Raw genomic sequence first — 26450 nt, forward strand, 5'->3', positions numbered from 1 at the left:
GGAATTTTCAGTATTTAGCCGTCCAGATGTTTACACTTCCATAATGTGTAGGTACTGTATATTCCTCAAGCGCAAATTGTTCATGGCGAAGTGAAGGACATTCATGATCGAGATAAAACACCTGAAAACGCTCCAGGCGTTGCGGAACTGCGGCTCTCTTGCGGCGGCGGCGGCGGCGCTGCACCAGACGCAATCCGCCCTTTCCCACCAGTTCAGCGATCTGGAACAGCGCCTTGGCTTTCGTCTGTTTGTGCGTAAGAGTCAGCCGCTACGCTTCACGCCGCAGGGAGAGGTGCTATTGCAGCTGGCGAATCAGGTGTTGCCGCAGATCGCCAGCGCGTTGCAGGCCTGCCATGAGCCCCAGCAAACCCGGCTGCGCATCGCCATTGAGTGCCACAGCTGTATCCAGTGGCTGACACCCGCGCTTGAGAACTTCCGCCAGAGATGGCCGCAGGTGGAGATGGACTTTAAATCCGGCGTGACCTTTGACCCGCAACCGTCACTCCAGCAGGGCGAGCTGGATCTGGTCATGACCTCGGATATTCTGCCGCGCAGTGGCCTGCACTATTCGCCGATGTTTGATTTTGAAGTTCGCCTGGTGCTGGCCCCGGATCATCCACTGGCTGCCAGAACGCGCATTACGCCGGAAGATCTGGCGACCGAAACGCTGCTGATCTACCCGGTCCAGCGCAGTCGTCTGGATATCTGGCGTCACTTCCTGCAGCCGGCGGGTATCAGCCCGCAGCTGAAAAGCGTGGACAATACTCTGCTGTTAATTCAGATGGTGGCGGCCCGCATGGGTATTGCCGCGTTACCACACTGGGTGGTGGAGAGCTTTGAACGCCAGGGCCTGGTAGTGACCAGAACCCTGGGCGAGGGATTGTGGAGCCGGTTGTACGCCGCCGTGCGCGATGGCGAGCAGCGTCAACCGGTTACCGAGGCCTTTATTCGCTCAGCGCGGAATCACGCTTGCGATCATCTGCCGTTTGTCCGGAGCGCGGAGCGACCCAACGGCGATGCACCCACAGTGAAGCCAGGATCACCGTCCCCCCAATAATGAAGCTCGGCCAGTGCGGTTGTTCCTGCCAGATGGCGAGGTTCACCAGCAGGCCCGCCGGGACGTGAACGTTGTTCATAATCCCGAGTGTCCCGGCGTCCACCTGCGTGGCGCCGTAGTTCCACATGAAGTAACCCAGCCCGGATGCCACCACTCCCAGCCAGACCAGCACGCTCCACTGCACCGTCGTGGTCGGCAGTTTTTGTGGGTTCCCCAGCATGAACCATGCTGCGACCGCCACAATCGCCGCGCCCATATAAAACCAGGCAAAGGCGTTGTGCTGCGGCATCGGGCGGGTTTCCATCAAACGCTTATACCCCACCATACCGATGGCAAAGCTGATGTTGGCGAGCTGGACGAACATCAGCCCGGTCCAGAAATGGTCGCTCACTTTGTCGTAGCGAATGATCGCCGCACCCACCACCGCCAGCGCCGCGCTCAGCAGGTAGCCCCAGCGCAAACGGCGTTTGCTCAGCAGATCGTAAATCAGCGTGATATAGAGCGGCGTGAGCACGGTAAACAGCAGGAATTCCGATACCGACAGGTAGACGTAAGCGCGGAAGCTGAACAGGTACATGATGCCGAGCTGCATCGCGCCTACCAGCATGTACAGCAGAAGGGTTTTCAGCGTTTGTCCGCGCGTACGCAGGAACGGCAGGAACACCAGCGCCGCCAGCCCCACGCGCATCAGCACCGAGAAATAGCTGTCGACATGTCCGGCGAGATATTCACCGATAAGGCTAAAGGAGAAGGCCCACAGAATAGTGGTGATAATGAGTAGCGCCACAATGCTTGTCTCTTGAAAAGATGGACAGGCATTGTAGCGAACTCCGCGGTTGACAACTGAACGTTAAACAACCAAATGAAGATTATTCAAGAAACAGCTTACGCAGATATTTTGGCACCGCGTTATCGCCGTTAGTGCCGATCACTTCCAGCTCCGGGTGCAGATCTTTCAGGCGCTGGTGGGCGTTTTCCATGATGCAGCCCTTGCCTGCCATGGAGAGCATTTCGGCGTCGTTCATGCCGTCGCCAAAGGCGATGCAGTCCTTAAGATCAAAGCCCAGGCGTTTGGCTACCGCTTCAAGGGCATGCCCCTTGGAGACGCCGCCCGCCATCACTTCCAGGCAGGTCAGCGTGGAGAAGCTAACGTTAACCCGATCGCCCCAGCGGGCGTTAATCGCCTGCTCCAGCGGCAGCAGCGCTTCGTGGCTGTCGGTGGTGAAGAACACCTTGCTGATGCCTTCCGGCTCCAGCAGACCCGGCTCATACAGCGAATAGTTGAATACCGCCTCTTTAAAGAAACGCATCTCGTCCGGGCGGTGACGGTTCATAAACCACTCGTCGTCGCGATAGACGTTGGTGATGATGTCGGGGTTGTTGTGCATGATCCCGAACAGATCGGTGGCGATGTCGCGATCGAGGTTATGGGTGAAGATCAGATTACCGTCCAGATCGTGCACGCGGGCGCCGTTGGAGGTGATCATATAGGATTTGATCTCCAGATTATCGCGGATCTGCCCCACATCAACGTGGTGGCGACCGGTGGCGAAGACAAAATTCACGCCTCGGGCGGTCAGGAGTTTCAGGGTCTCTTTCGCGTAGGGCGATAAAGTGTGATCGGGGGAGAGCAGCGTGCCATCTAAATCAGACGCGACAACCTGGTACATAGAAAAATTTAACCTCTGGTGAATATCAGTTATGCCTGTCGAAAAAGTCGACGATGGCGTGGAGTGCGACCGATCGCATGGCGTCCTTTTCGAAAAGGATCTCATGGTACGCGCCGTTTATGACCAGCGGTTTACCCCCTTCACAGGGGTGGCCGGCTGCGGCCCGGAGTTCACAGAAGCGGTCGTGCATGCGGTTATCCACTACCCGCTCCTCTTCAGCCTGAAGGATGAGCGTGGGCGTATCGTCCTGACCGGCACCCGCCAACACCTCTTCACCCGCCAGAATACCTTCGCGTACCCAATGCCAGGTGGGGCCGCCAACGCGCAAGCGCGGTTCATCGGCATAGAAACGCAGGTTGCGGCGATAACGCTGCTGGCTGTGGGTTAAGACGTTGATGGCAAACGGCAAAGCCCGCCAGCGTCCTGTTCCGATGGCGTAGCCTTCACGAATGCGCTGATGGCCCTCAGCCCAGTCGAGAAGATGGCGCACCATCCAGTCCGGAAAACGTATCACAATGCCATACATCGGCGCGGTAAGCGCAATGGCATCGCACTGGTGATCGTAGCGCTGCAAAAAGAGCGTAGAGATGGCGCCGCCCATGGAGTGCGCAAGAATATAGCGCTTGCGCCACGGGCCAGGCTGCACTTCCTGCTGCCAGAATGCGGCCAGATCGTCGACGTAATCGCTGAAGTTTTCCACGTGGCCACGATGGGTATCCGGCAACATCCGACCGGAAAGTCCCTGCCCACGATGGTCGATAATTAACACATCAAAACCCAGATGGAACAGATCGTACGCCAGCTCGGCATATTTGATGTAGCTTTCGATACGCCCGGGGCAGACGACAATCACCCGGTCATTTTTTTCATCACGGAAACGAACGAAGCGTACCGGGATATCCCCAACGCCCGTAAACTCATCTTCCTCGCGCTGGCGCCAGAAATCGGTCAACGGTCCCATGGAGAAAGCAGCAAATGCCTTTTCTCGCGTTTCCCAGTCCTTATTCAGCTGAAACATCGGGTTTACGCCCCTGTAAGCCAAGGAATATCGTTTTTTTGTGACAGGCCGTAAAATGACGCAACATTAGCGTATTGTGGCATAAAAATAGACGATTCGGGAGTTTCAAATGACCTTTGAGTGGTGGTTCGCCTACCTGCTGACATCCATTATCCTCAGCCTTTCACCGGGTTCAGGGGCGATCAATACCATGACCACCGCCATGAACCACGGCTATCGCGGCGCAGCGGCGTCGATTGCCGGCTTGCAAACCGGGCTGGCTATTCACATTGTGCTGGTCGGCGTGGGGCTCGGCACGCTCTTCTCCCGTTCGGTGCTGGCCTTCGAAGTGCTGAAATGGGCCGGGGCAGCCTATCTGATCTGGCTGGGTATTCAGCAGTGGCGCGCCGCAGGGTCCCTTGACCTCAACACGCTCGCCCAGACGCAAAGCCGTGGAAAACTGTTTAAGCGGGCGGTATTTGTGAACCTGACCAACCCGAAGAGCATCGTCTTTCTTGCCGCCCTGTTTCCGCAGTTCATCGTGCCGCATCAGCCCCAGATCATGCAGTACGTGGTGCTCGGCGTGACCACTGTTGTGGTCGATATCATTGTGATGATTGGCTATGCGACGCTGGCTACGCGGATTGCGGCATGGATTAAAGGGCCTCGTCAGATGAAGGCCCTGAATAAAGTATTCGGTTCGCTGTTTATGTTGGTGGGTGCGCTGCTGGCATCAGCAAGGCACGCTTAACGCGACAGGATCAGGTGAATGCCGAAGCCGGCGAATAACGCGCCGGCAATGCCGTCAATCCACTTCGCCAGACGTTGGTAGCCGCGTCGCATGGAGGGTAACGCAAACAGGCTTGCCACCACGGTGAACCAGGCAAACGTCTCCAGGACGATCAGCAGGAAGATGCCCCAGCGCGCCCCAGCACCGACATCCTCACCCACGAACAGTGAAAATACCGAGCCGAAATAGATAATGGCTTTTGGATTAGCGAGGTTCGTCAGCAGCCCTTTCACAAAGCTGCGTCCGCTGGCCGCCAGCTCCATTTTAGGCTCAGACGCTTCGTTATCCTCTTTTTTGAACGCCCCGCGCAGCATCTGATAGCCCATCCAGCACAGATAGAGACCGCCGCCGACCATAATGATGTTATGCAGCCAGGCCATCTTAGCGAGGATCAGGTTCAGGCCCAGCAGGGCCAGGGCAGCCCAGACCATAACGCCAAGGGTAATGCCCAGCACGCCCATCATCGCCTCTTTGCGCGAACGGCTCACCGCCGTTTGGGACACGAAGAAAAAGTCGGGGCCAGGGCTCATCAGCGCCACAATATGCACCAGCGCCACGGTCAGAAACAGGGTTAACATAATTAACTCGCGGGGAAATAGTTCAGGGAGCAATCATCCTGGCACTTTTTTGCCGGGCTGACTACTCCTCATCATCACCATCGGTATGAGAACGAATAAGCGCCATAAACTCTTTGCCGAAGCGCTCCAGTTTGCGGGTGCCCACGCCGTTGACGCTGAGCATTTCGCTGGCGCTGAGCGGCATCTGCTCGGCCATCTCAATCAGCGTGGCATCGTTGAACACCACATAAGGTGGGATATTCTCTTCGTCGGCGATGGCTTTGCGCAGCTTACGCAGCTTGGCAAACAGCTTACGGTCATAGTTGCCGCCGTAGGATTTCTGCATCACACGCGGTTTCAGCGCCACCACGCGCGGCACGGCGAGCTGCAATTCGACTTCGCCGCGCAGCACCGGACGGGCGGCTTCGGTGAGCTGCAGCGCGGAGTGCTGGGCAATGTTCTGGGTGGCAAAGCCCAGGTGGATAAGCTGGCGGATCACGCTGACCCAGTGCTCATGGCTCTGATCGCGGCCAATGCCATACACCGGCAGCTTGTCATGCCCCATCTCGCGGATGCGCTGATTGTTGGCGCCGCGCAGCACTTCCACCACGTAGCCCATCCCGAAGCGCTGATTGACGCGGCCAATGGTGGAGAGCGCCTTGCGGGCGTCCATCAGCCCGTCGTACTGCTTCGGCGGGTCGAGGCAGATATCGCAGTTGCCGCACGACTCCTGGCGCCCCTCGCCAAAATAGTTCAGCAGCACCAGACGGCGGCAGGTTTGCGCTTCGGCAAAGGCGCCCATCGCGTTGAGCTTGTGACGCTCGATATCCTGCAACTGCCCCTGCGGTTTCTCTTCCAGGCAGCGACGTAGCCAGGCCATATCCGCCGGATCGTAGAAGAGCATCGCCTCGGCGGGCAGGCCGTCACGCCCGGCACGGCCTGTCTCCTGGTAGTAGGATTCGATATTGCGCGGAATGTCGAAATGCACCACAAAGCGCACGTTCGGCTTGTTGATACCCATACCGAAGGCGACAGTCGCCACCACAATTTGCAGATCGTCGCGCTGGAATTTCTCCTGCACGTCGGCACGGATGTGGTTTTCCAGCCCCGCATGATAGGCCGCGGCGCTGAAGCCGCGGCTTTGCAGACGGGCGGCGGTGTCTTCAACCTTCGCCCGGCTGTTGCAATAGATAATGCCGGATTTGCCGCGCTGCTCCTGGACGTAGCGCAGGAGCTGATCGAGGGGCTTAAATTTCTCCATCAGCATATAGCGGATGTTCGGGCGGTCGAAGCTGCTGACCTGGATCAGCGGATCGTTGAGCCCCAGCAGACGGACAATATCCTGCCGGGTGGTGTCGTCGGCGGTAGCGGTAAGGGCCATAAACGGCACCGACGGGAAGCGCTGACGCAGCTGACCGAGGGCGGCATACTCCGGGCGGAAATCATGCCCCCACTGGGAGATACAGTGCGCTTCGTCTACCGCCAGCAGTACCGGGTTCCAGTGTGCCAGATGCTCAAGGAAGTTATCCAGCATCAGACGCTCCGGAGCGATATAGAGCAGACGAACCTGCCCGGTGCGGCACCCGGCCATCACCTCCTGCTGCTGCTCGCGGGTCTGGGTAGAGTTGAGGCAGGCCGCCGCCACGCCGTTCGCCAGCAGCTGGTCGACCTGGTCTTTCATCAGCGAGATCAGCGGTGAAACCACCACCGTCAGGCCATTCAGTACCAGCGCGGGAACCTGATAGCACAGCGATTTACCGCCGCCTGTCGGCATGACCACCAGACAGTCACGCCCCTCAAGGGCCGTGTTGATGATGGTTTCCTGGCCCGGGCGGAACTGGTGATAGCCAAAGGTTTCATGCAAAACCTGTTTAGCCAGCGACTCCTGATTAACGACTTCCGCCTGCACCACATCAACCCCATTTGCCCGAAATTAAAACAGGCGCTATTTTCAGCGCCTGCGAGAGAAACTTCAACGTTTAAGAGAAAAACATTCGAGGAGGCTAGAAAAGATCGTTCAGCATCACGCCCACACCCACGCGGGTCTGGTTGAAGTTGTAGTCGATGAGGGATTCGCCATAGCCGCTGTAGACCTGGGTATACAGACGAACATGTTTGGTCAGCGGGTAGCTGACGCCCATCTCTGCGCCGCCATAGCCGGTGTTCCAGTTGTACTGCCCTTTCACACTCAGCACCGCTTCGCCCAGCTGATAGCCCACCCGCAGCTGGTAGTAGCCCATGTATTTGGTGATATCCGGGTTATCGTCGATGTTACCCACTACATACCAGGGCTTCACCTCCACCAGCCAGTTGCCGTTCTGCGCCATCAGGCGGCTATAGATACGGTTCCAGCTGCGCGAGGTCGGGTCGGAGCGACCGTTGGATTGATGGTTGTAGCCAAACTCCACGTCCCGCAGCGTCCAGCCCGCCAGCGAGTAGTCGGTGGCGAAGCCAAGGAACAGCTGCGGCTCGTAGTTGGTCTCACGGAACGGCGACGATTCATCGCTGTTAGATAACTGCCACCATGACTTCTGCGTATAGGAGGCGCCCAGAATGGAATTCTGCCCCAGAATCCCGCGCCACAGCGGGAAGGCGAGACTCAGCTGGAATTTCACCTCATCTTTCTGCGAATCGTCGGCCCAGTCATAGGTTTTGATCGCCTCTTTATTGAGGTCGCTGGTCACGGTATAGATCAGGTAATTGCTGTCGTAAGGATAGAGCGTAAAGGGATTATCGTGCTCCTCCAACAGGTTAGCGATGATGCTGCCCCGCACGGCAGGCACCTCCTGAGTTGTCGCGTCCTGCGCAAATGCCGAAAGAGGCAGCGCAGCCGCCGCCATGAGTACGGCCTGATATGTCCGCATCGGTGTTGCTCTCCTGCAAAGCGTTTTAATGAGAAATATTTTGATCCCTTTTAGCATATTTAATGATGAGTGGCTTCACCTGTGCTCCGAATCTGGCAATTCAATTTGATGGGGCATAAAATCAACATTCTTTTAACAATAAGGATGTGACGTGTTATGTCTGCCACGCTTACTGCCGAAGAAGCGCTGAAGCTTGTCGGCGAGATTTTCGTCTACCACATGCCGTTCAACCGTGCTCTGGGGCTGGAGCTTGAGCGCTACGAAAAAGATTTCGCCCAACTGAGCTTTAACAATCAGCCAATGATGGTCGGTAACTGGGCTCAAAGCATTCTGCATGGCGGCGTTATTGCCTCCGCCCTCGACGTTGCAGCCGGTCTGGTCTGCGTTGGCAGCACCCTGACCCGCCACGACACCATTAACGAAGATGAGCTGCGCCAGCGCCTGTCGCGAATGGGAACCATCGACCTGCGCGTCGATTATCTGCGTCCGGGTCGCGGCAATCGCTTCACCGCCAGCAGCAGCCTGCTGCGTGCAGGCAATAAAGTCGCCGTCGCCCGCGTGGAACTGCATAACGAAGAGCAGCTCTATATCGCCAGCGCAACTGCCACTTATATGGTGGGTTGAGAGGGTAAAATCAGGTAAAATTGCGTGACATATTTGTAACGGATTTTCCTGATGGATGCTAAACAGACGCGGCAGGGCGTTTTACTCGCACTTGCCGCTTATTTTATTTGGGGTATCGCGCCCGCCTACTTCAAGCTGATTCACTACGTTCCTGCCGATGAAATTCTCACTCACCGCGTGATCTGGTCGTTTTTCTTTATGGTGGCCCTGATGAGCGTAAGCCGTCAGTGGTCAGGGGTGAAAACGCTTCTGCAAACGCCTAAGAAAATTTTCCTGCTGGCGCTCTCCGCCGTATTGATTGGCGGTAACTGGTTGCTGTTCATCTGGGCGGTGAACAACCAGCATATGCTGGAGGCGAGCCTCGGCTATTTCATTAACCCGCTGGTGAATATCGTGCTGGGGATGTTGTTCCTCGGCGAGCGCTTCCGTCGGATGCAGTGGCTGGCGGTGCTGCTGGCCTTTTGTGGCGTGCTGGTTCAGCTGTGGACCTTTGGCTCGCTGCCGATCATCGCTCTGGGGCTGGCGTTCAGCTTCGCCTTTTATGGTCTGGTGCGTAAAAAAATCGCCGTCGAAGCGCAAACCGGGATGCTGTTTGAAACCCTGTGGCTGCTGCCGGTAGCCGCCATTTATCTGTTTGCTATCGCCGACAGCAGCACCAGCCATATGGGCAGCAACCCGTGGACGCTGAACGTGATGCTGATGGCGGCCGGTGTGGTCACGACCATCCCGCTGCTCTGCTTTACCGGTGCGGCAACGCGCTTGCGCCTGTCAACGCTGGGCTTCTTCCAGTATATCGGCCCGACGCTGATGTTCCTGCTGGCGGTGCTGTTCTACGGCGAAGTGCCGGGTGCGGATAAGATGGTGACTTTCGCGTTTATCTGGGTGGCGCTGGCGGTGTTTGTGGCGGATGCGATTTATACCCAGCGCAGGACGCGCAGAGGGCTGTAGTGCTTTTTTGCCGGATGGCGCTTCGCTTATCCGGCCTACGGGTTCGTGCTTTTCCAGGCCCGGTAAGCGTAGCGCCACCGGGCGCAACACTCACAACCAGTTACGGCGCTTGAAGTAGAGATACGGCGCCAGCCCGGCAAGCACCATAAAGACAATCGCCCCCGGGTAGCCAAAGCTCCACTTCAGCTCCGGCATAAACTCGAAGTTCATCCCGTAGCTGGACGCCACTAAGGTAGGCGGCAGGAAGACCACCGACACCACCGAGAAGATCTTGATGATGCGGTTCTGCTCGATGTTGATAAAGCCCATCGCCGCCTGCATCAGGAAGTTCACCTTCTGGAACAGGGATTCGTTGTGCGGCAGCAGGGATTCGATATCGCGGAGGATCTCACGCGCCTGCTCCAGCTGCCCACCCGGCAGACGTGCCTTGCGCACCAGGAAGTTCAGCGCGCGCTGGGTATCCATCAGACACAGACGGACTTTCCAGCCGATATCTTCCAGCTCTGCCAGCGTTGACAGCGCTTCATCGTACTCATCGCCCTGATGCCCTTCCATGATCACCCGGCTCAGCTCTTCCAGATCGCTGTAGATGTTCTCAATCTCATCCGCCAGCTGTTCGATTTTGGTTTCAAACAGGTCAAGCAGCAGCTCGTAGGCGTTGCCGTCCACCATCGCCTGGTTACGGGCGCGCATACGGTAGAGGCGGAACGCAGGCAGTTCACGCTCGCGCAGGGTAAACAGGCGGCCATCGCGGATGGTGAATGCGACGGTGGAGTTACCGGCGTGATCTTCTGCATCTTCAAAGAAGAAAAAGGAGTGAATATGCAGGCCGTCTTCGTCTTCGAAGAAACGGGCCGATGCTTCGATGTCTTCCAGTTCCGGGCGGGTGGCCAGGCTTTGTCCGAGCTCAGATTGTACGCGCAGGCGTTCGTCGTCATCCGGTTCGACCAGATCCACCCAAACGGCATCAATGAGGGGTTGTGACTCTTCAGCTTCAAGCCGAATCAGTCGGTTTTTTTCCAGTTGAAATGCGCTCAGCATGACCGGGACTCCCAATGCAAAAAATATCGGACAGTTCGGTGGGCACACAGAAACAATTTGGGTTTCAGACCATTAAACAGCCTGACTCAGCGCGACGGGAAGAAGTGTCGCTGACAACCACTAAGGCCATCAGCGTGAGGAGATAGCCTTAGGAGTTGTTCCTGGATGACAGGGAATTGAGCCAGTATCTACTGGGTGTGTCCAAGGCGAATGTCCTCTTAGCGTAATCGTGCGCGCATGTTACGCCAGCAGTCACGGCGGCGTCAACTCGCAACGGAACGCTGAAGGGTAATAAATAGCCTTATACATATAAGGCTAGCAGATAGTTACAAAATAGTGATATTTTTCTGAAAGTTACACGGTTTCCAGCCTGGCGTAAGCGGCCACAAGCCATTTGATGCCCTGCCCCTGGAACGCCACCTGCAGACGGCTGTGCTCGCCACTGCCTTCCAGATTGACGATGGTGCCTTCGCCAAATTTGGCATGGCGAACGCGCTGGCCCAGCTTAAAGCCGCTGTCGCTTTCCGAGACCGGCGTCCCCAGACGCTGATGGCTCACCGGGCGGCTGATGCTGGCGCGCAGGCGTACCTCTTCCACACACTCCTCCGGCAGCTCGCCGACAAAGCGTGACGGGCGGTGATAGACCTCTTTGCCGTACAGACGGCGGGTTTCGGCATAGGTCAGGGTCAGCTTTTGCATCGCGCGGGTCACGCCCACATAGGCCAGACGACGCTCCTCCTCCAGACGTCCGCCCTCATCCAGCGACATCTGGCTCGGGAACATACCCTCTTCCATGCCGACAATAAATACCTGCGGGAACTCCAGACCTTTGGCCGAGTGGAGGGTCATCAGCTGCACCGCGTCCTGCCAGGTGTCGGCCTGCCCTTCGCCCGCTTCCAGCGCGGCATGGGACAGGAACGCCTGTAGCGGCATCAGGTCTTCATCTTCTTCGTTGTAGCTGAACTGACGCGTGGCGGTCACCAGCTCTTCTAAGTTCTCGATACGGGTCTGGCCCTTCTCGCCTTTCTCCTGCTCATACATCATGCGCAGGCCGGAGTCTTTGATCACCCGGTCGGTCTGAACGTGCAACGGCATGTCGGCGGTTTCCTGGGCCAGAGCTTCGATAAGCTCCAGGAAGCGCTGGAGCGCGCTGGCTGCGCGTCCGGCAAGCGCCCGCTCCTGCAGCAGCTCGCGACACGCCTGCCACAGCGTCAGCTGGCGATCCCGGGAGGTCTGACGCACCACGTCGAGGGTGCGATCGCCGATGCCGCGGGTTGGCGTGTTGACCACGCGCTCGAAGGCTGCGTCGTCGTTGCGATTGGCGATCAGACGCAGATAGGAGAGCGCGTCTTTGATCTCCTGACGTTCGAAGAAGCGCATGCCGCCGTAGATGCGGTAGGGCATGCTGGCCTGTAGCAGCGCCTCTTCCAGCACACGCGACTGGGCGTTACTGCGATAGAGGATGGCGCATTGCTCCAGCGCCCCGCCGTTGTCCTGCCAGGTTTTGATCCGGTTGACCACAAAGCGGGCTTCATCCAGCTCGTTAAAGGCGCAGTAGAGGGAGATCGGCTCGCCGTCGATGCCCTCGGTCCAGAGCTTTTTGCCCAGGCGCCCGTTGTTATTTTCAATCAGGGCGTTGGCGGCGCTCAGAATGTTGTTGGTGGAGCGGTAGTTCTGTTCCAGGCGAATGGTCTCTGCGCCCGGGAAATCCTTCAGGAAGCGCTGGATGTTCTCGACCTGCGCGCCGCGCCAGCCGTAGATCGACTGGTCGTCGTCGCCGACGATCATCACTTTGCTGGAGTCGCCCGCCAGCAGGCGGATCCAGGCATACTGAATGTTGTTGGTATCCTGGAATTCATCGACCAGGATGTTGGTAAAGCGTTCGCGATAGTGCTGCAGAATATGCGGTTTGTTGAGCCACAGTTCATGAGCGCGCAACAGCAGCTCGGCAAAATCTACCAGTCCTGCGCGATCGCAGGCTTCCTGGTAGGCCTGGTAGACCTTCTGCCAGGTCTGCTCTATCGGATTACCAAAGCTCTGGATATGGTGCGGACGCAGCCCTTCGTCTTTCTGGCTGTTGATGTACCACATCGCCTGACGCGGCGGCCACTGCTTCTCGTCGAGGTTCATCGCCTTGATCAGGCGCTTCAGGAGACGCAGCTGGTCTTCGCTGTCGAGGATCTGAAAGTCCTGCGGCAGGTTAGCGTCCAGGTGGTGCGCACGCAGCAGGCGGTGCGCCAGCCCGTGGAAGGTACCCACCCACATGCCGCCCTGGCTGGTGCCCATCAGCTGGGCGATACGGTGGCGCATCTCCGCCGCCGCTTTGTTGGTGAAGGTCACCGCCATAATGGAGTATGGCGAACAGTTCTCCACGCTCTGCAGCCAGGCAATACGGTGCACCAGCACGCGTGTCTTACCACTGCCCGCCCCAGCCAGTACCAGCATGTTGGTGCGCGTCGCGGCAACCGCGTCACGCTGTTTGTCATTGAGGCTGTCGAGCAGGTAAGAAACGTCCATTGGCACCGTCACGTAGTAATCAGGAACACTGCAAAACGCCCGCTGGCGCTTCGCTTACCGGGCCTTCGACCGCAAAACCCTGGTAATTTATACAATATTACTGGTGATTATATCAGCGTGGTGAGGGATGCCAACCGTGAAATTTCCAGGTGCGGCAGCAGACGGCTGTCCAGCGTAGTCATCAGATCGGCATTTTCAGGCTTGATCCAGCAGGCCTGCATGCCGCAGCGGATCGCCCCAGCAACATCGGTGGTCAGGTCATCGCCCACGTGAAGAATATTCCCCAGCGGCAGGTCGAGCTTCTCCGCCGCCAGATGGTACATATCGTTAAAGGGCTTCGAGCGCCCGTGCGGGCCTGCGCGCAGCACAAACTGGAAGTAGTCGCCAAGGCCGAACAGTTCCGGCTGGGCATTGCCGTTGGTGATAGCCACCAGTGGCCACTTTTCAGCAAGCGCAGCCAGCGTATCGTGCGTCTCCTGCGGGACGTCGATACGGCTGCGCCATGTCGCGAAGTGCGCCATCGAGGCTTCTGCGCCAAGCGCGGCCTCGGCAGCGGTCAGACCCGCGTTGAGCATAGCCAGCTCAACGGCCCGACGGCGCCATTCCGTCACATCGTGATAGATTTCCGGCTCGGTCTGCCGTAACGCCTGGCGAAGACGGTGAAACTCTTTGTTTTCCAGCGCTTTTAACGCCGGATGATAGTTTTGTACAAAGGCCAGTGCTTCCTGCTCGGTTCGCAGGATCACCTGACGGTTGTCGTAAAGGGTGTCATCAAGGTCAAACGTCAGGGCTGAGATTTGGCCTAATGGACGATAAAAACGCATTATTTCCCCCGTTTGGCGCGTGGATGCGCCGCGTCGTACACCGAGGCAAGGTGTTGAAAATCGAGATGGGTATAGATTTGGGTGGTGGACAAATTGGCGTGACCCAGCAGCTCCTGGACGCCACGCAGGTCACCGCTGGACTCCAGCATGTGGGTGGCGAACGAATGGCGCAGTTTATGGGGATGAACATGGCTGTTCAGCCCCTGCTTAATCCCCCACTCAGCAAACCGTTTTTGCACATTACGCGCCGAGATGCGCTTGCCGAGCTTCGAGAGGAAGAGCGCCTCCTCTTCGGTACCGAACAGGCCACGCAGATCGAGCCAGTGCTCAATCCACACCACGGCATTGCGGCCAATGGGCAAGCGCCGCTCTTTGCTGCCTTTGCCCATCACCCACACTTCCCCGGTATCCAGATCGAGATGTTTGATATCCAGGTTAACCAGCTCGGAAAGACGCAGGCCGGCGCCGTACATCACCTCCAGCATGGCGCGGTCACGCACCGCCAGCGGATCGTTGAGATCGATATCCAGCAGGCGGTTAACGTCATCCACGTCGATATTTTTGGGCAGATGGCGCGGCGCTTTCGGGGCGGCGATCCCTTTGGCCGGATTGGCGCTGAGTTCGCCCTGGCTGACCAGCCAGTCAAAGAAGCTGCGCAGTGCCGAGAGCCGAAGCGCAAGGCTGGCCGGGCCTAGCCCTTTACGGCGGCTGCGCACGGCAAACGTGCGCACCGTGGCGGCATCACATTGTTGCCAGCTCGTCAGGCCGATTTCATCGGCTAACTGCATGATGGCATCAAGCTGACGCTGATAGTTCAACAGGGTGATCGGGCTGAGCTGGCGCTCAACGCCCAGATAGCGCAGAAAACGGGTAACGGCAGGTGCCAGCTGAGCGTCCGTCATACGCGTTCAATCCAGCGCTCCAGCAGCTCGGGCAGCATCTGCGCAATCTCCTGCAGCAGTTGTGTGCCTTGTCCCTGCTGGTAATGATGCGGATCGCGGCTGGTAAACAGCATTACACCAAGCTCGCCGTCGCGCCCCATCAGCGACATAGCTACCGACCCAATGGCTTTGGCCTCTGGCAGCACCACCAGGAGTTCAGGACCATTCAGCTGTCCAAGATAGTGGTCCGCTTGTCCCATACGCTGAATGCGCAGCGGCTCAAACGCCTGACGCGACAGGGCCAGATGGGTAAAACGTGAGGGCGCGCCAATGCGCCAGCGGTCCGGGAAGAGGCGTATCGTGGCACCCGCCAGCCCCAGATCCCGCGCCCAGCGATGCAAACGGAGAAGAAATTCGTCCAGGCTGCTGGCCGACGCCAGCCGGGATTGCAGGTGCAGGAGGCGATAGAACAGCCCTTCATTACTGCTCGCCTGCTCCATCAGCAGGGAGATGTTCTCTTCAAGATGGTTAATATGGTTACGCGCGCGCGCCATATGCCACTCAACCAGCGAGACCGTGCCGCGGACCGGGTGCGGGACACGCATCTCTTCAACGACACGCGCATTGCGAATAAAGAAATCAGGATGGCGCAACAGGTAATCAACAACCGCCCGGTCGTCCATTGCCGTCAGCGTCTCCTGCAGTTCTTCTCCTGGTTGTTTCATAGATGGATAAACCCGTCATAAACTTGTGTCGCCGGGCCGGTCATATAGAGCGGCTGGCCCGGGCCTTTCCAGGCGATATCAAGACGCCCGCCTGGTAAATCCACGCGAACCTCTGGTGCCAGTAAACCCTGCGTAATCCCCACCGCAACGGCCGCACAGGCACCGCTGCCGCACGCCTGCGTCTCGCCTGCGCCACGTTCAAAAACGCGCAGACGGATGTGTTCGCGGGTGAGAACCTGCATAAATCCAATGTTGGCGCGTTCCGGAAAACGCTCATGGCTCTCCAGCACCGGGCCGAGGGTTTCGACGGGCGCCGTCGCCACGTCATCAACCTGAATCACGCAGTGTGGGTTCCCCATGGAGACCACGCCGCACAAGACTGTCTGTTCCGCCGCGCGCATGATATAGGTCTTTTCCGCTTTGTTGGCGCGGAACGGCACCTGCGAGGGTTCGAAGTTCGGCTCGCCCATATTCACCCGCACCAGCTCGTCGTCGGTCACGCTCAGTACCATCCGTCCGTTGGCGGTGCTGACGCGAATATCGCGCTTGTTGGTGAGCCCCTTCAGACGGACAAAACGGGCAAAACAGCGCGCGCCGTTGCCGCACTGGGAGACTTCGCTGCCGTCGGCATTAAAGATACGATAGTGAAAATCGAGATCCGGATCGTAGGGCGGCTCAACCACCAGCAGCTGATCAAACCCCACCCCCAGGTGCCGATCGGCCAGACGGCGGATCAGCTCCGGGGAAAAGAAGACATTCTGCGTTACCGCGTCGACGACCATAAAGTCATTGCCAAGGCCATGCATCTTAGAAAACTGCATTATTTACTCCATTGCGCGGACAGGAGCGCTTGTCAGTAATTGACCTGGCTTGGACCGTTGTTGTCGCCACGATCGTTACGATCCGGCATCGTGGTTTGCACTGGGCTTTCCACTTTTTTGGTCGGCGGTGGTGCGGTTTCATCTGCTGGCGGGAAATAGAGCGGCCCTTTCAGACCACATCCGGTCAGGCTAAACAGCGTAAGGAGAACGGCAAGCGTTCGAAAAACGTTTTTCATTATCATGTTGCCTGTAAGTTCAAATCTGTTTTCTATCATCGCAGGAGAAGGCACAAAAGCAAGAGTTTGCCGCTAACCTGCAACCGGAATTATTTAGCGTTATACTGCCGCCATCACGAAAAACAGGAACAGAACCATGAATGACAGTGAATTCCATCGCCTCGCCGATAACCTGTGGCAAACCATCGAAGAACGCCTGGATGACTGGGATGGCGACAGCGACATCGATTGTGAAATCAACGGCGGCGTGCTGACCATCAGCTTTGAAAACGGCAGCAAAATCATTATTAACCGCCAGGAGCCGCTTCACCAGGTCTGGCTCGCCACCAAACAGGGCGGCTACCACTTCGACCTGAAAGGCGACGAGTGGATTTGCGATCGCAGCGGTGAGACCTTCTGGGATCTGCTTGAGCAGGCTGCGACGCAGCAGTCGGGTGAAGAGGTTAGCTTCCGCTAAGGCTGTTTTGCCGGATGGCGCTTCGCTTATCCGGCCTACGGGTTCGTGCCTTTGTAGGCCCGGTAAGCGTAGCGCCACCGGGCAATGGCCGTCAGGAGAAATACTGCTGCAACAGCGGGGTACTGGCGTCCTGTCTGTCAGGGACGACCGGGGTAATCGCCTGGGTGCGGAACGGGATCACCTGCGCACGGCCATCCACCTTCACAATCTGATAGAACTGCGGCAGGTTGAAGTTGATAAAACTGGAGCCGTAGGTGAAGCGGTCATGGGAAGAGGAGTAGAAGCGGCTGACGTCGCGCACCAGCTCCTCTTTGCTGCCTTCACAGTGGTGATACACTTCGGCGCGGTTGGTTTCGTCGAGGATGTAGATATTGAACCCGGCATCCTCCCCCGTCTCCTCAAAGAAGAACTGAATAATCCCTTCACTGGCGAAGCCGTCCACCACCTGCGGCAGTTTAACGTGGTTGGTCTCAACCTGTACCGACAAACCGTGCAGCTTGTTATGCGAAATGGCGCCGTAAAACTCAATGGCGTTTTCCAGCTTCTGCACCGAGACGTTCAGACGTTCAAAGAAGAGGCCCCAGGTCTGGCCGGAGACGCGCAGCGCTTTAAAGCGCCCGGTTTCCTGACGGGTACTGGAGAGGCGCAGATCGATACATTCAGAGACCAGTTGCTGTACACGGGTACGGATCAGGCCGCGCAGATGCTGGCTGTAACAGAACACCTCGACGCTGTCCGGCGGCGCGGCATCCTGGTGCATTTTACCGAGAATCGTTTTCAGCGCTTCGATCATCGCCTGCTCGCCGTTGAAGTGCAGGGTACGCACTTCGTTCCACGAGTTGCGGTAGAGCAGATCGACGCTGCCCACCAGGCAGTTTTGCTGCTCGCCAAAGCTGAAGACGTCCAGCTTGCGGAAATCAAAATGGACCACCTGATTGCGGAACGCCGCCGTCGGGTCATATTCCAGGTTGACGATAATCGCCAGATGGCGAATTTCGCACGGACTGTAGAGCGCTTTCGGCGTCGGCGCAGGCAGACGCAGCGGGAAGTGGTGCGACACATCAGCGACCATTTCCTGCAGCTTGGCTAAATCGACAATCTCGTTACCTTTAATAAACAGACGCGTGCGGGAGGTCAGCAGGCCGTTGAACCAGGCCCACGCCACCAGCTTGTTCAGGTAACGGTTATATTCCAGCGGCTGATGGCTGATGATCGAATCCATGCTCGGCGCACGGTTATACAGATACCAGCCGGTACGGTTCGCACGACCCGGTGGAACATAGATAAAGGTCAGGTTCGGTTCAGACAGGTCCGGCGAAATCTGTGGGTTCACCAGCGTCACTTTACCCGGCAGCGCTTCAAACGCCGCGTACAGCTTACGGGTCAGCACCCCGATGTCCTGCGGGCTGGCGGAAACGCTGAGGTTGTTACGACGGGCAAAGCGGATCAGGTTACGGTAGCTCTGCATCATCGCATCGAGCAGTTCGTTGTGCGCTTCACGCACCTGATCGATCTTCCAGTTGGCGCGGTTATCGAGCATCGACAGGCGCTCTTCGTCCCATCCCCACTCTTTAACTAACTGACTGACCACTTCACGACGCCAGCCGACGCAGGCGCGTTCGCGGCTGAGCTTCTCACAAACTTTAAGATAGAAACATCGACGGACCAGATCGAGACGGGTCGGATCGTCGATGGCTTTCAGGTATTCGGTGACGCGCTCAAGCATCATGCAGTAGGCATCAAGACCGAAAGAGACGATCTCGCCATCATGCAGACGCTGTTTAATGTCTTTCGCCAGCAGGCGCGGGGTTGGGTATTCCCAGGAATAGGCTTCGAGCAGCAGCGTTTTCAGCACCGCTTTGTACGGGGAATCGATACTTTTATAGAGCTGCCACAGGCTGGCGCCAAAGTACTCTTCCGCAGAGAGCGAGCTTAAGCCCCCCAGGTCCAGCCACTCGTTTGGCGTCAGGACACCCTGGGCATAGAGCTTCATGACGTAATCGTCGTAATGCTCCTCTTCGTCGCACGGCACCATACTCCACAAGATACGCTTCCCGGCCAGGCGCACGGCGGTACGGTAAAACTCATCCAGCAACAGGATGTGCTGGGTCGAGCCGCAGTCTTCACCCCCCAGACTGCCGCTTTCATTATGGCGGAAACGGTTTTCATCAATCAGGAAGAAGCTGACTTCCACGCCGAGCGATGCCGCCCAGCTCTCCAGCAGGCTGCATTTACGCTGCAGCAGTTGACGTTCTTCATTATCAAGCCAGGATTGATGGCAGACCCAGATATCGAGATCCGACGAGCAGCTTTGCCCCACCGAAGAGGTGCTGCCCATGGTGTAGACGCCGGTGATAGGCAGTTCGCCTTTTGGCGACTCCTGCGCCGGCATACCGCGATAGAGTTCCAGCTCTTTCAGATAGTGCTGTTGGGTTTCATCAGGCGTGAAAAGGCAGATGCCTTTGGGAACGTTACCATCGAGGTAACCCGGCATCAGCGGATGGTGATAATGCAACAATGTCGGCAGCAGACTGTAAACCTGCTGGAAAGCAGGTCCCATTGCAGCAAGCGCGCGATCGACGCGCAGTTGATTGATGGCATCCAGTCGCTGTTTCAGAGTCTCAATATAGAGGTACAAGACGTATCGCCTGATGTTCAGAAAGCGCTCACCTTCAGCAAGACCGAGGATTACGCGTTCACAGTATTTCGAAAGTAGCCGTCACCCTTTTTCGCCCTTATCTTTATGGTCATGGAGACGAAAAAATGGTCTAAAACGTGATCAATTTAACACCTTGCCGTTTGACCGTAAAGAAAGATGCGCTACATACAAGTGTAGCACCGTTCTGAACGTGTAAATTCCTGAATACGGCAGCAGGCAACCTGAATCGCTGCCCTGTCCTGAACCCCTTCTACGTCCGTAAACCTGACAGTCCTGAGACAACAATGTTAGGATGGTCAGCAGACGATTAAGACGGTAACAAGCATGTTAGACAATGTTTTAAGAATTGCCACACGCCAAAGCCCCCTTGCGCTCTGGCAGGCACATTATGTTAAGCAGCGCCTTGAGGCCTGCCATGCAGGTTTGCGTGTAGAGCTGGTGCCGATGGTGACGCGCGGCGATGTCATCCTTGATACACCGCTGGCGAAAGTGGGCGGGAAAGGCCTGTTCGTAAAAGAGCTTGAGCTGGCACTGCTTGAAGGTCGCGCCGATATCGCGGTTCACTCCATGAAGGACGTCCCGGTTGATTTCCCTGAAGGGCTGGGTCTGGTCACCATTTGCGAGCGGGAAGATCCACGCGATGCCTTTGTCTCGAATCATTACGACTCCCTGGATGCTCTGCCACAAGGGAGCATCGTTGGCACGTCAAGTTTACGCCGCCAGTGCCAGCTGGCCGAGTATCGCCCGGATCTCATCATCCGCTCCCTGCGCGGTAACGTCGGCACCCGCCTGAGCAAGCTGGATAACGGTGAATATGACGCCATTATTCTGGCGGTAGCTGGCCTGAAACGCCTGGGCCTGCAGTCGCGTATCAAGGCGGCGCTCTCCCCGGAACAGTCGCTGCCGGCCGTGGGCCAGGGCGCGGTGGGCATTGAGTGCCAGCTCGACGATACCCGTACCCATGCGCTGCTGGCGCCGCTCAATCACGACGAGACCGCAATCCGCGTGCAGGCGGAGCGCGCCATGAATACCCGCCTGGAAGGGGGATGTCAGGTGCCGATTGGCAGCTATGCTGAATTAACAGATGGCGAACTGTGGCTGCGCGCGCTGGTTGGCGCGCCGGACGGTTCGCAGATGGTACGCGGCGAACGTCGCGGCAAACCGCAGGACGCCGAACAGCTGGGTATTTCGCTGGCGGAAGAGCTACTGGATAACGGCGCCCGTGAAATTCTCGCGGATGTCTATAATGGAGAACCCCCGGCATGAGTATTCTCGTCACCCGCCCTTCTCCCGCAGGAGATCAGTTAGTGAGCCGTCTGCGCGCACTGGGGCAGGTGGCGTGGAGCTTTCCGCTGATTGAGTTCACCCCGGGCCGGGAACTTCCCCTGCTCGCGGGCCATCTTGCCGCGCTGCGGGCCGATGACATGCTGTTTGCCCTGTCGCAACATGCCGTGGCATTTGCCCACGCCCGGCTGCAGCAGGAAGGCCAGCGCTGGCCGGATGCGCCACGCTATTTCGCTATCGGCAGAACCACCGCCCTGGCGCTGCATACCGAAAGTGGCAAAGAGATTCGCTATCCGCTGGATCGGGAAACCAGCGAAGTGTTGCTACAATTACCTGAATTACAAACCGTTGTGGGAAAGCGCATTCTGATTTTGCGCGGCAACGGTGGGCGGGAACTGCTGGGCGACACGCTGCGCGAGCGCGGAGCAGAAGTGACATTTTGCGAATGTTATCAACGTTGTAATAAATACTATGACGGTGCAGAAGAGGCGATGCGCTGGCAGTCGCGCGGCGTCACTACCCTTGTGGTGACCAGCGGCGAAATGTTGCAACACCTCTGGTCGCTGATCCCACAATGGTATCGTGAAAACTGGTTACTCCGCTGTCGGCTTCTGGTCGTCAGTGAGCGTCTGGCGAACCTCGCCCGGGAACTGGGCTGGCAAGATATTCGGATCGCTGATAACGCCGACAACGATGCGCTGCTGCGCGCATTACAATAACTCTCATAATGGGAAGCCATAATGACGGAACAAGAAAAATCCTCCGCCGTGGTTGAAGAGACCAGGGAGACTGTGGACACCACGCCACAGCCAGAAACGACAGAGAAAAAGCATGGCAGCAATAAAACCAGTCTGGCGTTAAGCGCGATTGCCATCGCCATTGCGCTGGCCGCTGGCGTCGGTCTGTATGGACTGGTGAAAAAACAAGCGACCAATCAGGTTGCCACGAACGACGAACTGGTGACGCAAATCACCGCCCTGCAACAGGCGCAGCAGTCGCAAAAAGCCGAGCTGGATGGGGTGATCAAACAGCAGGCCGATCAGCTGGCCGCTGCCACCCGTAAGCAGGACGAGCTGACCAAACAGCTGGATGAAATGCAGCAAAAAGTGGCGGCTATTTCCGGTACCGATGCCAAAACCTGGCTGCTGGCGCAGGCTGATTTCCTGGTCAAACTGGCCGGGCGCAAGCTGTGGAGCGATCAGGATGTCACCACCGCTGCCGCGCTGCTGAAAAGCGCCGATGCCAGCCTGGGCGACATGAACGACCCAAGCCTGATCACTGCCCGCCGGGCACTCACTGCGGATATCGCCAGCCTGTCGACCGTATCGCAGGTGGATTATGACGGCATCATCCTGAAAGTGAATCAGCTGTCGAACCAGATCGATAACCTGCGTCTGGCAGATAATAACGACGACGACTCCCCGATGGATTCCGACAGCAGCGAACTCTCCAGCTCATTGAGCGAGTGGCGCATCAACCTGCAAAAAAGCTGGCAGAACTTTATGGACAGCTTTATCACCGTTCGCCGCCGCGATGAGACCGCCGTGCCGCTGCTCGCGCCGAATCAGGACGTCTACCTGCGCGAGAACCTGCGTTCACGTCTGCTGGTGGCCGCGCAGGCTGTGCCTCGCCATCAGGAAGAGACCTACAAGCAGGCGCTGGATAATGTCTCCACCTGGGTACGCGCTTACTACGATACCGACGATGCCACCACTACCGCTTTCCTCGAAGAGGTGGACAAGCTGAGCCAACAGAACATCACCATGAACGTTCCGGATAAGCTGGAGAGCCAGCCGATTTTGGAGAAGCTGATGCAGACGCGCGTGCGTAACCTGCTGGCACAGCCGGGCGAAGCGGCGGAGCAGTCTCCTGCCCCAGCTCCCGCCCCTGACAGCGCACCGCAAGGAGAGTAATTATGTTAAAAGTTTTATTACTCTTCGCACTGCTGCTCGCCGGGATCGTGCTGGGTCCTATGCTGGCGGGTCATCAGGGCTACGTGCTGATCCAGACCGATAACTACAATATCGAAACCAGCGTCACCGGGCTGGTGATCATTTTGATCCTGGTGATGGTGGCATTTCTGGCGATCGAGTGGATCCTGCGCCGCATCTTCCGTACCGGGGCCCATACCCGCAGCTGGTTTGTCGGCCGCAAGCGCCGCCGTGCCCGTAAGCAGACCGAACAGGCCCTGCTGAAACTGGCTGAAGGGGACTATCAGCAGGTTGAGAAGCTGATGTCGAAGAATGCCGATCATGCTGAACAGCCGGTGGTCAACTATCTGCTGGCGGCGGAAGCCGCACAGCAGCGCGGCGACGAAGCACGCGCCAATCAGCATCTGGAGCGTGCCGCCGAGCTGGCTGAAAACGATCCGATCCCGGTTGAGATCACCCGTGTGCGCCTGCAGCTGGCGCGTAACGAAAACCATGCCGCCCGTCACGGCGTCGATCGCCTGCTGGAGATCGCGCCGCGTCATCCGGAGGTGCTGCGTCTGGCTGAGCAGGCCTATATCCGCACCGGCGCGTGGGGCTCGCTGCTGGACATCATCCCGTCGATGGCGAAAGCCGACGTCGGCGATGAAGAGCAGCGCGACAGCCTGCAACGTCAGGCATGGATCGGGCTGATGGACCAGGCGCGAGCCGATCAGGGTAGCGATGGCCTGAAGGCCTGGTGGAAAAATCAGAGCCGCAAAACGCGCCAGCAGGTGCCCCTGCAGGTGGCGATGGCGGAACACCTGATTGAGTGTGACGATCACGATACCGCCCAGAGCATCATCCTTGATGGCCTGAAACGCCAGTACGACGATCGTCTGGTGATGGTGATCCCACGCCTGAAAACCAATAATCCGGAGCAGATCGAGAAAATGCTGCGCCAGCAGATCAAAACCGTGGGCGATCGCCCTCTGCTGTGGAGCACTCTGGGTCAGTCACTGGCCAGACATGGCGAATGGAAAGAGGCCAGCCTCGCCTTCCGCGCCGCGTTAAAACAGCGCCCGGATGCGTTCGATTATGCCTGGCTGGCGGATACGCTGGATAAACTGCATCTGCCGGAAGAGGCTGCCGAAATGCGCCGCGACGGTCTGCTGCTTACATTACAGAACAATCCCCCGCAGCAATAATTGCACAGGAGGCCTGACGGCCTCCTTTTTTATTTGCTACATTCTTAGCATCTTCTTCAGAGACCCACTCCGCCAATGTAACGATCTCCTTTCATTGAACATTTTTTCTGTACACGCCTTTTACGGCGTGGATTAAATCGTTTTTGAAAGGATCGTTTCATGAACACGCTTTTGTATGCGCTTTTTCACGCGCTGCGCTGTCATCGCTGGCTGCGCCTGCTGGCCTGCGCTTTTCTGTTCACCTCTGTAGGGAATGGCTTAACCCAGGTGATGGTCTTTGGTCTGCTGCTAGAGTGGCAGGCTCCCGCCTCTTTACTGACCCTGGCATATCTGTTTGCCCTGCTACCGGGATTTCTGGGCAGCCTCGTCGGGGAGAAGTTCTGTATGCGTTTTTCACCCATCGGCCTGCTGCTCCTGACAGAGTGGCTGGGTCTGCTCGCCCTGCTGTTTCCCCTGCTGGGCATTCAGTTTCACAGCATGGTAGCGCTGCTGGCGGTGCAGTCCACCGAGGCCTTTCTGACGGGCATGAGCTGGCCCGCGCTGGCCCTGCTGTTTCGGCGAGGATTGTCCGAAGCCGAGCTGCCTGCGGCGACCTGCCTGGAGACGATGATTTTTGCTTCGCAGGTGCTACTGGGCACCGGGCTGGGTATGGTGCTGTTTCATCATCTGCCCGCGCTGGCACTGCTGGGGATCGACGCGCTCACCTTTGCGGGCTCCTTGCTGATGCTGCGCCTCACTGGCAGCGCGTTGCCTTCTCTGGCGCCTGAGCAGGCAGCAGAAACCGAAAGACCGGTGGCGATGCGCTGGCAGGCACTGGGAGCGCAGCAAAAACGCAGCCTGTTGCTGCTTCCTGCCCTCGCCACCGTGGGTTCACCCGCTATGGCGCTGCTGCCTGCACTGGCGCAGCAGATCGAGCCGAATGATGCTGCCGGGCTGGCCCTGCCTCTGCTTTTTGCCCGCAGCATGGGACAGCTGTGCGGCCCGCTGCTGCTGAAAAGAGAGAGCCTGCCCCGCTACGCCGGGCAAAACCGCCTCCTGCTGACCTGCCTCGGCCTCTTTTTACTCGCCTACGGGACGATCCCGCTGCTATCGGGGATGCAAGCGCTGGGGGTCGTTTTTGTCGCCCATCTCGCTTCGAACGTCGTTTTTGCGGTGGGCACTTTTAGCCTGTTAAGCAGCTTTCAGGCTGACCTGATCTCCTCGGCCAGCGGCAGGGCCTGGCGATGGCAAACCGCCAGCGCATCGCTCTTTACCGGCCTCACGGCACTGGTTGCTGACGTGCTGGGGCCGCTACAGGCGCTGTATGGCGTTTCGGGCTGTGCCCTGCTAATGGTGGTGGGGATCCTGACGCGCTACTGCAGATAAGGCATAAAAAAACGCCTGCTAAAAAGCAGGCGTTAAACAGGTCTGTTTGACAACTTGTGGTGCTTCACTCAACGTTGTGTCCAGGGTGTTTGATGAGGCCGAAGCGACATCTGTCAGTGGACGATAAGCACCGTAAATGGCTCTGCGTCATTCCGGAGTTTATGAGGCACTAAGGCGAACATAAGAGGTGGAATGAGCATCTACACGCATATTATTGCATGCAATGTGCCAATGTTGCATTACGAAGTTGTATGTATCTCAACTTTTTAAGATAAAAGGAAATTATCCCGGTCAGTCAGGAAACGGGCAGCAGAATGGGCCAATAATCAGTCCAAAGTGTCTCCAGGAAGAGACAGGCTGACGGGTAAAGCGATATATTGATTCATATCAATAGGTTATATGTCACTTATTCACGACAGGCCAGGATATCGCTGTCGGCAATAAACAACAGGGGCAGGAAAAGCAGAAAACAAAAAACCCCGCCGAAGCGGGGTTCAAAATTGGTCGGCGAGAGAGGATTCGAACCTCCGACCCACTGGTCCCAAACCAGTTGCGCTACCAAGCTGCGCTACTCGCCGATATACTGCTTTTTTGAATTTTTAGTTCAATTCATTAAAAGTCGTGGTGCGAGGGGGGGGACTCGAACCCCCACATCCTAAGGACACTAACACCTGAAGCTAGCGCGTCTACCAATTCCGCCACCTTCGCAATTCACAACTCTTTAAATAATGGGGTGGCTAATGGGATTCGAACCCACGACAACTGGAATCACAATCCAGGGCTCTACCAACTGAGCTATAGCCACCACTACTTGATTCTTTACTCTTTCACGCGGTTCTGCCTACTTAACAGACCACCGCAGCTCCAGCACCGGGTGAATGGTGCGCCCGACAGGATTCGAACCTGAGACCTCTGCCTCCGGAGGGCAGCGCTCTATCCAGCTGAGCTACGGGCGCTTAGCGCCGTTGCGGGGCTGGATATTACGGAGGTCTCGGTCTGCTGTCTAGTGCTTTTTTAA

The 26450-nt window shown here is 57.6% G+C and carries 25 protein-coding genes and 4 tRNA genes; 10 read left to right on the top strand and 19 right to left on the bottom strand.

The window, feature by feature from the left end:
- Nucleotides 1-103: 103 nt before the first annotated feature.
- Nucleotides 104-1057, top strand: a complete 954-nt coding sequence (gene metR / locus WFM46_RS03280) for an HTH-type transcriptional regulator MetR (protein ID WP_180210073.1) — start codon at nucleotides 104-106, stop codon at nucleotides 1055-1057.
- Here metR and WFM46_RS03285 read toward each other — a convergent pair.
- The 3 genes from WFM46_RS03285 to pldB all read right to left on the bottom strand — a co-directional run bounded on the left by WFM46_RS03285 (nucleotide 945) and on the right by pldB (nucleotide 3745).
- Nucleotides 945-1844 (bottom strand): carboxylate/amino acid/amine transporter, encoded by a 900-nt coding sequence (locus WFM46_RS03285; RefSeq protein WP_180210072.1) that lies wholly within the window; start codon nucleotides 1842-1844, stop codon nucleotides 945-947. The genes metR and WFM46_RS03285 overlap by 113 nt on opposite strands.
- 82 nt (nucleotides 1845-1926) lie before the next feature.
- Nucleotides 1927-2727, bottom strand: coding sequence for a sugar/pyridoxal phosphate phosphatase YigL (gene yigL / locus WFM46_RS03290; RefSeq protein ID WP_103177433.1), 801 nt, complete (start codon nucleotides 2725-2727; stop codon nucleotides 1927-1929).
- A gap of 25 nt (nucleotides 2728-2752) precedes the next feature.
- A complete protein-coding gene (gene pldB, locus WFM46_RS03295) occupies nucleotides 2753-3745 on the bottom strand; it encodes a lysophospholipase L2 (RefSeq protein ID WP_114316427.1) in 993 nt (330 codons plus the stop codon).
- A 109-nt stretch (nucleotides 3746-3854) separates the two neighbouring features.
- On the opposite strand from pldB, the gene rhtB reads away from it, so the two are divergent.
- Complete coding sequence (rhtB, locus tag WFM46_RS03300; RefSeq protein WP_180210071.1) at nucleotides 3855-4475, top strand: homoserine/homoserine lactone efflux protein; 621 nt, start codon at nucleotides 3855-3857, stop codon at nucleotides 4473-4475.
- Here the strand turns inward: rhtB and rhtC are convergent.
- From rhtC to pldA, 3 genes are all read right to left on the bottom strand, one after another.
- The gene (rhtC, locus tag WFM46_RS03305; protein ID WP_336997060.1) at nucleotides 4472-5092 is read right to left on the bottom strand and encodes a threonine export protein RhtC; all 621 of its coding nucleotides are present in this window, start codon (nucleotides 5090-5092) and stop codon (nucleotides 4472-4474) included. The two genes, rhtB and rhtC, sit on opposite strands and share 4 nt — an antisense overlap.
- A 61-nt stretch (nucleotides 5093-5153) precedes the next feature.
- A complete protein-coding gene (gene recQ, locus WFM46_RS03310) occupies nucleotides 5154-6983 on the bottom strand; it encodes an ATP-dependent DNA helicase RecQ (RefSeq protein ID WP_103825341.1) in 1830 nt (609 codons plus the stop codon).
- Nucleotides 6984-7074: 91 nt separating this feature from the next.
- Nucleotides 7075-7935 (bottom strand): phospholipase A, encoded by an 861-nt coding sequence (pldA, locus tag WFM46_RS03315; protein ID WP_103177438.1) that lies wholly within the window; start codon nucleotides 7933-7935, stop codon nucleotides 7075-7077.
- A gap of 156 nt (nucleotides 7936-8091) precedes the next feature.
- On the opposite strand from pldA, the gene yigI reads away from it, so the two are divergent.
- Nucleotides 8092-8559 carry an acyl-CoA thioesterase YigI gene (yigI, locus tag WFM46_RS03320; RefSeq protein ID WP_103177439.1) on the top strand — a complete coding sequence of 156 codons (468 nt, stop codon included), beginning with the start codon at nucleotides 8092-8094 and terminating at the stop codon, nucleotides 8557-8559.
- A gap of 51 nt (nucleotides 8560-8610) precedes the next feature.
- Nucleotides 8611-9507: an EamA family transporter RarD gene (gene rarD, locus WFM46_RS03325; RefSeq protein ID WP_114316424.1), complete on the top strand. Its 897-nt coding sequence runs from the start codon at nucleotides 8611-8613 to the stop codon at nucleotides 9505-9507.
- A 90-nt stretch (nucleotides 9508-9597) separates the two neighbouring features.
- Here the strand turns inward: rarD and corA are convergent, their stop codons facing one another.
- From corA to lptM, 8 genes are all read right to left on the bottom strand, one after another.
- Nucleotides 9598-10548, bottom strand: coding sequence for a magnesium/cobalt transporter CorA (gene corA, locus WFM46_RS03330; protein ID WP_039031208.1), 951 nt, complete (start codon nucleotides 10546-10548; stop codon nucleotides 9598-9600).
- Between the two features lie 148 nt (nucleotides 10549-10696).
- Nucleotides 10697-10753: a YsgD/CorL family protein gene (ysgD, locus tag WFM46_RS03335; RefSeq protein WP_212743980.1), complete on the bottom strand. Its 57-nt coding sequence runs from the start codon at nucleotides 10751-10753 to the stop codon at nucleotides 10697-10699.
- A gap of 149 nt (nucleotides 10754-10902) precedes the next feature.
- Nucleotides 10903-13065: a DNA helicase II gene (uvrD, locus tag WFM46_RS03340; RefSeq protein WP_103177441.1), complete on the bottom strand. Its 2163-nt coding sequence runs from the start codon at nucleotides 13063-13065 to the stop codon at nucleotides 10903-10905.
- A 107-nt stretch (nucleotides 13066-13172) separates the two neighbouring features.
- Complete coding sequence (yigB, locus tag WFM46_RS03345; RefSeq protein ID WP_103177442.1) at nucleotides 13173-13889, bottom strand: 5-amino-6-(5-phospho-D-ribitylamino)uracil phosphatase YigB; 717 nt, start codon at nucleotides 13887-13889, stop codon at nucleotides 13173-13175.
- Nucleotides 13889-14791, bottom strand: coding sequence for a tyrosine recombinase XerC (gene xerC / locus WFM46_RS03350; protein WP_156655353.1), 903 nt, complete (start codon nucleotides 14789-14791; stop codon nucleotides 13889-13891). The genes yigB and xerC overlap by 1 nt, the downstream gene beginning before the upstream one ends.
- Entirely contained in the window at nucleotides 14788-15495 is a 708-nt protein-coding gene (locus WFM46_RS03355; protein WP_336997061.1) for a DUF484 domain-containing protein, read from the bottom strand. The genes xerC and WFM46_RS03355 overlap by 4 nt, the downstream gene beginning before the upstream one ends.
- Nucleotides 15492-16316: a diaminopimelate epimerase gene (gene dapF / locus WFM46_RS03360; RefSeq protein ID WP_114388254.1), complete on the bottom strand. Its 825-nt coding sequence runs from the start codon at nucleotides 16314-16316 to the stop codon at nucleotides 15492-15494. The genes WFM46_RS03355 and dapF overlap by 4 nt, the downstream gene beginning before the upstream one ends.
- A 32-nt stretch (nucleotides 16317-16348) precedes the next feature.
- Nucleotides 16349-16552, bottom strand: coding sequence for an LPS translocon maturation chaperone LptM (gene lptM / locus WFM46_RS03365; protein WP_103177446.1), 204 nt, complete (start codon nucleotides 16550-16552; stop codon nucleotides 16349-16351).
- A 136-nt stretch (nucleotides 16553-16688) separates the two neighbouring features.
- Between lptM and cyaY the strand changes: the two genes are divergently transcribed.
- Nucleotides 16689-17009 carry an iron donor protein CyaY gene (gene cyaY, locus WFM46_RS03370; protein WP_103177447.1) on the top strand — a complete coding sequence of 107 codons (321 nt, stop codon included), beginning with the start codon at nucleotides 16689-16691 and terminating at the stop codon, nucleotides 17007-17009.
- Between the two features lie 91 nt (nucleotides 17010-17100).
- Here the strand turns inward: cyaY and cyaA are convergent, their stop codons facing one another.
- Complete coding sequence (cyaA, locus tag WFM46_RS03375; RefSeq protein ID WP_103177448.1) at nucleotides 17101-19647, bottom strand: class I adenylate cyclase; 2547 nt, start codon at nucleotides 19645-19647, stop codon at nucleotides 17101-17103.
- Between the two features lie 345 nt (nucleotides 19648-19992).
- Here cyaA and hemC point away from each other — a divergent pair, with 345 nt between their 5' ends.
- The 5 genes from hemC (at nucleotide 19993) to WFM46_RS03400 (ending at nucleotide 25432) form a co-directional block, all read left to right on the top strand.
- The gene (gene hemC, locus WFM46_RS03380) at nucleotides 19993-20934 is read left to right on the top strand and encodes a hydroxymethylbilane synthase (protein WP_336997062.1); all 942 of its coding nucleotides are present in this window, start codon (nucleotides 19993-19995) and stop codon (nucleotides 20932-20934) included.
- On the top strand, nucleotides 20931-21671 hold the full coding sequence (gene hemD / locus WFM46_RS03385; RefSeq protein ID WP_336997063.1) for a uroporphyrinogen-III synthase: 741 nt from the start codon (nucleotides 20931-20933) through the stop codon (nucleotides 21669-21671). Before hemC ends, hemD begins: the two co-directional genes overlap by 4 nt.
- Before the next feature lie 21 nt (nucleotides 21672-21692).
- Complete coding sequence (gene hemX, locus WFM46_RS03390; protein WP_336997064.1) at nucleotides 21693-22865, top strand: uroporphyrinogen-III C-methyltransferase; 1173 nt, start codon at nucleotides 21693-21695, stop codon at nucleotides 22863-22865.
- 2 nt (nucleotides 22866-22867) lie between these two features.
- Complete coding sequence (gene hemY / locus WFM46_RS03395) at nucleotides 22868-24067, top strand: protoheme IX biogenesis protein HemY (protein ID WP_103825327.1); 1200 nt, start codon at nucleotides 22868-22870, stop codon at nucleotides 24065-24067.
- Nucleotides 24068-24226: 159 nt separating this feature from the next.
- The gene (locus WFM46_RS03400; protein ID WP_336997065.1) at nucleotides 24227-25432 is read left to right on the top strand and encodes an MFS transporter; all 1206 of its coding nucleotides are present in this window, start codon (nucleotides 24227-24229) and stop codon (nucleotides 25430-25432) included.
- 501 nt (nucleotides 25433-25933) lie between these two features.
- Here WFM46_RS03400 and WFM46_RS03405 read toward each other — a convergent pair.
- The 4 genes from WFM46_RS03405 to WFM46_RS03420 all read right to left on the bottom strand — a co-directional run bounded on the left by WFM46_RS03405 (nucleotide 25934) and on the right by WFM46_RS03420 (nucleotide 26388).
- Nucleotides 25934-26010, bottom strand: a tRNA-Pro gene (locus WFM46_RS03405).
- Between the two features lie 44 nt (nucleotides 26011-26054).
- A tRNA-Leu gene (locus WFM46_RS03410) sits at nucleotides 26055-26140 on the bottom strand.
- A gap of 21 nt (nucleotides 26141-26161) precedes the next feature.
- Nucleotides 26162-26237, bottom strand: a tRNA-His gene (locus WFM46_RS03415).
- 74 nt (nucleotides 26238-26311) lie between these two features.
- Nucleotides 26312-26388 (bottom strand) — tRNA-Arg (locus WFM46_RS03420).
- Nucleotides 26389-26450: the final 62 nt, after the last annotated feature.

The organism is Leclercia sp. M50 (assembly GCF_037150775.1).
Classification (GTDB): domain Bacteria; phylum Pseudomonadota; class Gammaproteobacteria; order Enterobacterales; family Enterobacteriaceae; genus Enterobacter.

What these genes read in the sequence shown, in the direction of transcription:
- uvrD (WP_103177441.1), bottom strand. Translation starts at nt 13,065, where the DNA reads ATGGACGTTTCTTACCTGCTCGACAGCCTCAATGACAAACAGCGTGAC.
- yigI (WP_103177439.1), top strand. Translation starts at nt 8,092, where the DNA reads ATGTCTGCCACGCTTACTGCCGAAGAAGCGCTGAAGCTTGTCGGCGAG.
- metR (WP_180210073.1), top strand. Translation starts at nt 104, where the DNA reads ATGATCGAGATAAAACACCTGAAAACGCTCCAGGCGTTGCGGAACTGC.
- rhtC (WP_336997060.1), bottom strand. Translation starts at nt 5,092, where the DNA reads ATGTTAACCCTGTTTCTGACCGTGGCGCTGGTGCATATTGTGGCGCTG.
- dapF (WP_114388254.1), bottom strand. Translation starts at nt 16,316, where the DNA reads ATGCAGTTTTCTAAGATGCATGGCCTTGGCAATGACTTTATGGTCGTC.
- hemX (WP_336997064.1), top strand. Translation starts at nt 21,693, where the DNA reads ATGACGGAACAAGAAAAATCCTCCGCCGTGGTTGAAGAGACCAGGGAG.
- yigL (WP_103177433.1), bottom strand. Translation starts at nt 2,727, where the DNA reads ATGTACCAGGTTGTCGCGTCTGATTTAGATGGCACGCTGCTCTCCCCC.
- WFM46_RS03355 (WP_336997061.1), bottom strand. Translation starts at nt 15,495, where the DNA reads ATGAAACAACCAGGAGAAGAACTGCAGGAGACGCTGACGGCAATGGAC.
- WFM46_RS03400 (WP_336997065.1), top strand. Translation starts at nt 24,227, where the DNA reads ATGAACACGCTTTTGTATGCGCTTTTTCACGCGCTGCGCTGTCATCGC.
- cyaY (WP_103177447.1), top strand. Translation starts at nt 16,689, where the DNA reads ATGAATGACAGTGAATTCCATCGCCTCGCCGATAACCTGTGGCAAACC.
- xerC (WP_156655353.1), bottom strand. Translation starts at nt 14,791, where the DNA reads ATGACGGACGCTCAGCTGGCACCTGCCGTTACCCGTTTTCTGCGCTAT.
- lptM (WP_103177446.1), bottom strand. Translation starts at nt 16,552, where the DNA reads ATGAAAAACGTTTTTCGAACGCTTGCCGTTCTCCTTACGCTGTTTAGC.
- yigB (WP_103177442.1), bottom strand. Translation starts at nt 13,889, where the DNA reads ATGCGTTTTTATCGTCCATTAGGCCAAATCTCAGCCCTGACGTTTGAC.
- rarD (WP_114316424.1), top strand. Translation starts at nt 8,611, where the DNA reads ATGGATGCTAAACAGACGCGGCAGGGCGTTTTACTCGCACTTGCCGCT.
- pldA (WP_103177438.1), bottom strand. Translation starts at nt 7,935, where the DNA reads ATGCGGACATATCAGGCCGTACTCATGGCGGCGGCTGCGCTGCCTCTT.
- corA (WP_039031208.1), bottom strand. Translation starts at nt 10,548, where the DNA reads ATGCTGAGCGCATTTCAACTGGAAAAAAACCGACTGATTCGGCTTGAA.
- hemC (WP_336997062.1), top strand. Translation starts at nt 19,993, where the DNA reads ATGTTAGACAATGTTTTAAGAATTGCCACACGCCAAAGCCCCCTTGCG.
- hemD (WP_336997063.1), top strand. Translation starts at nt 20,931, where the DNA reads ATGAGTATTCTCGTCACCCGCCCTTCTCCCGCAGGAGATCAGTTAGTG.
- rhtB (WP_180210071.1), top strand. Translation starts at nt 3,855, where the DNA reads ATGACCTTTGAGTGGTGGTTCGCCTACCTGCTGACATCCATTATCCTC.
- hemY (WP_103825327.1), top strand. Translation starts at nt 22,868, where the DNA reads ATGTTAAAAGTTTTATTACTCTTCGCACTGCTGCTCGCCGGGATCGTG.
- pldB (WP_114316427.1), bottom strand. Translation starts at nt 3,745, where the DNA reads ATGTTTCAGCTGAATAAGGACTGGGAAACGCGAGAAAAGGCATTTGCT.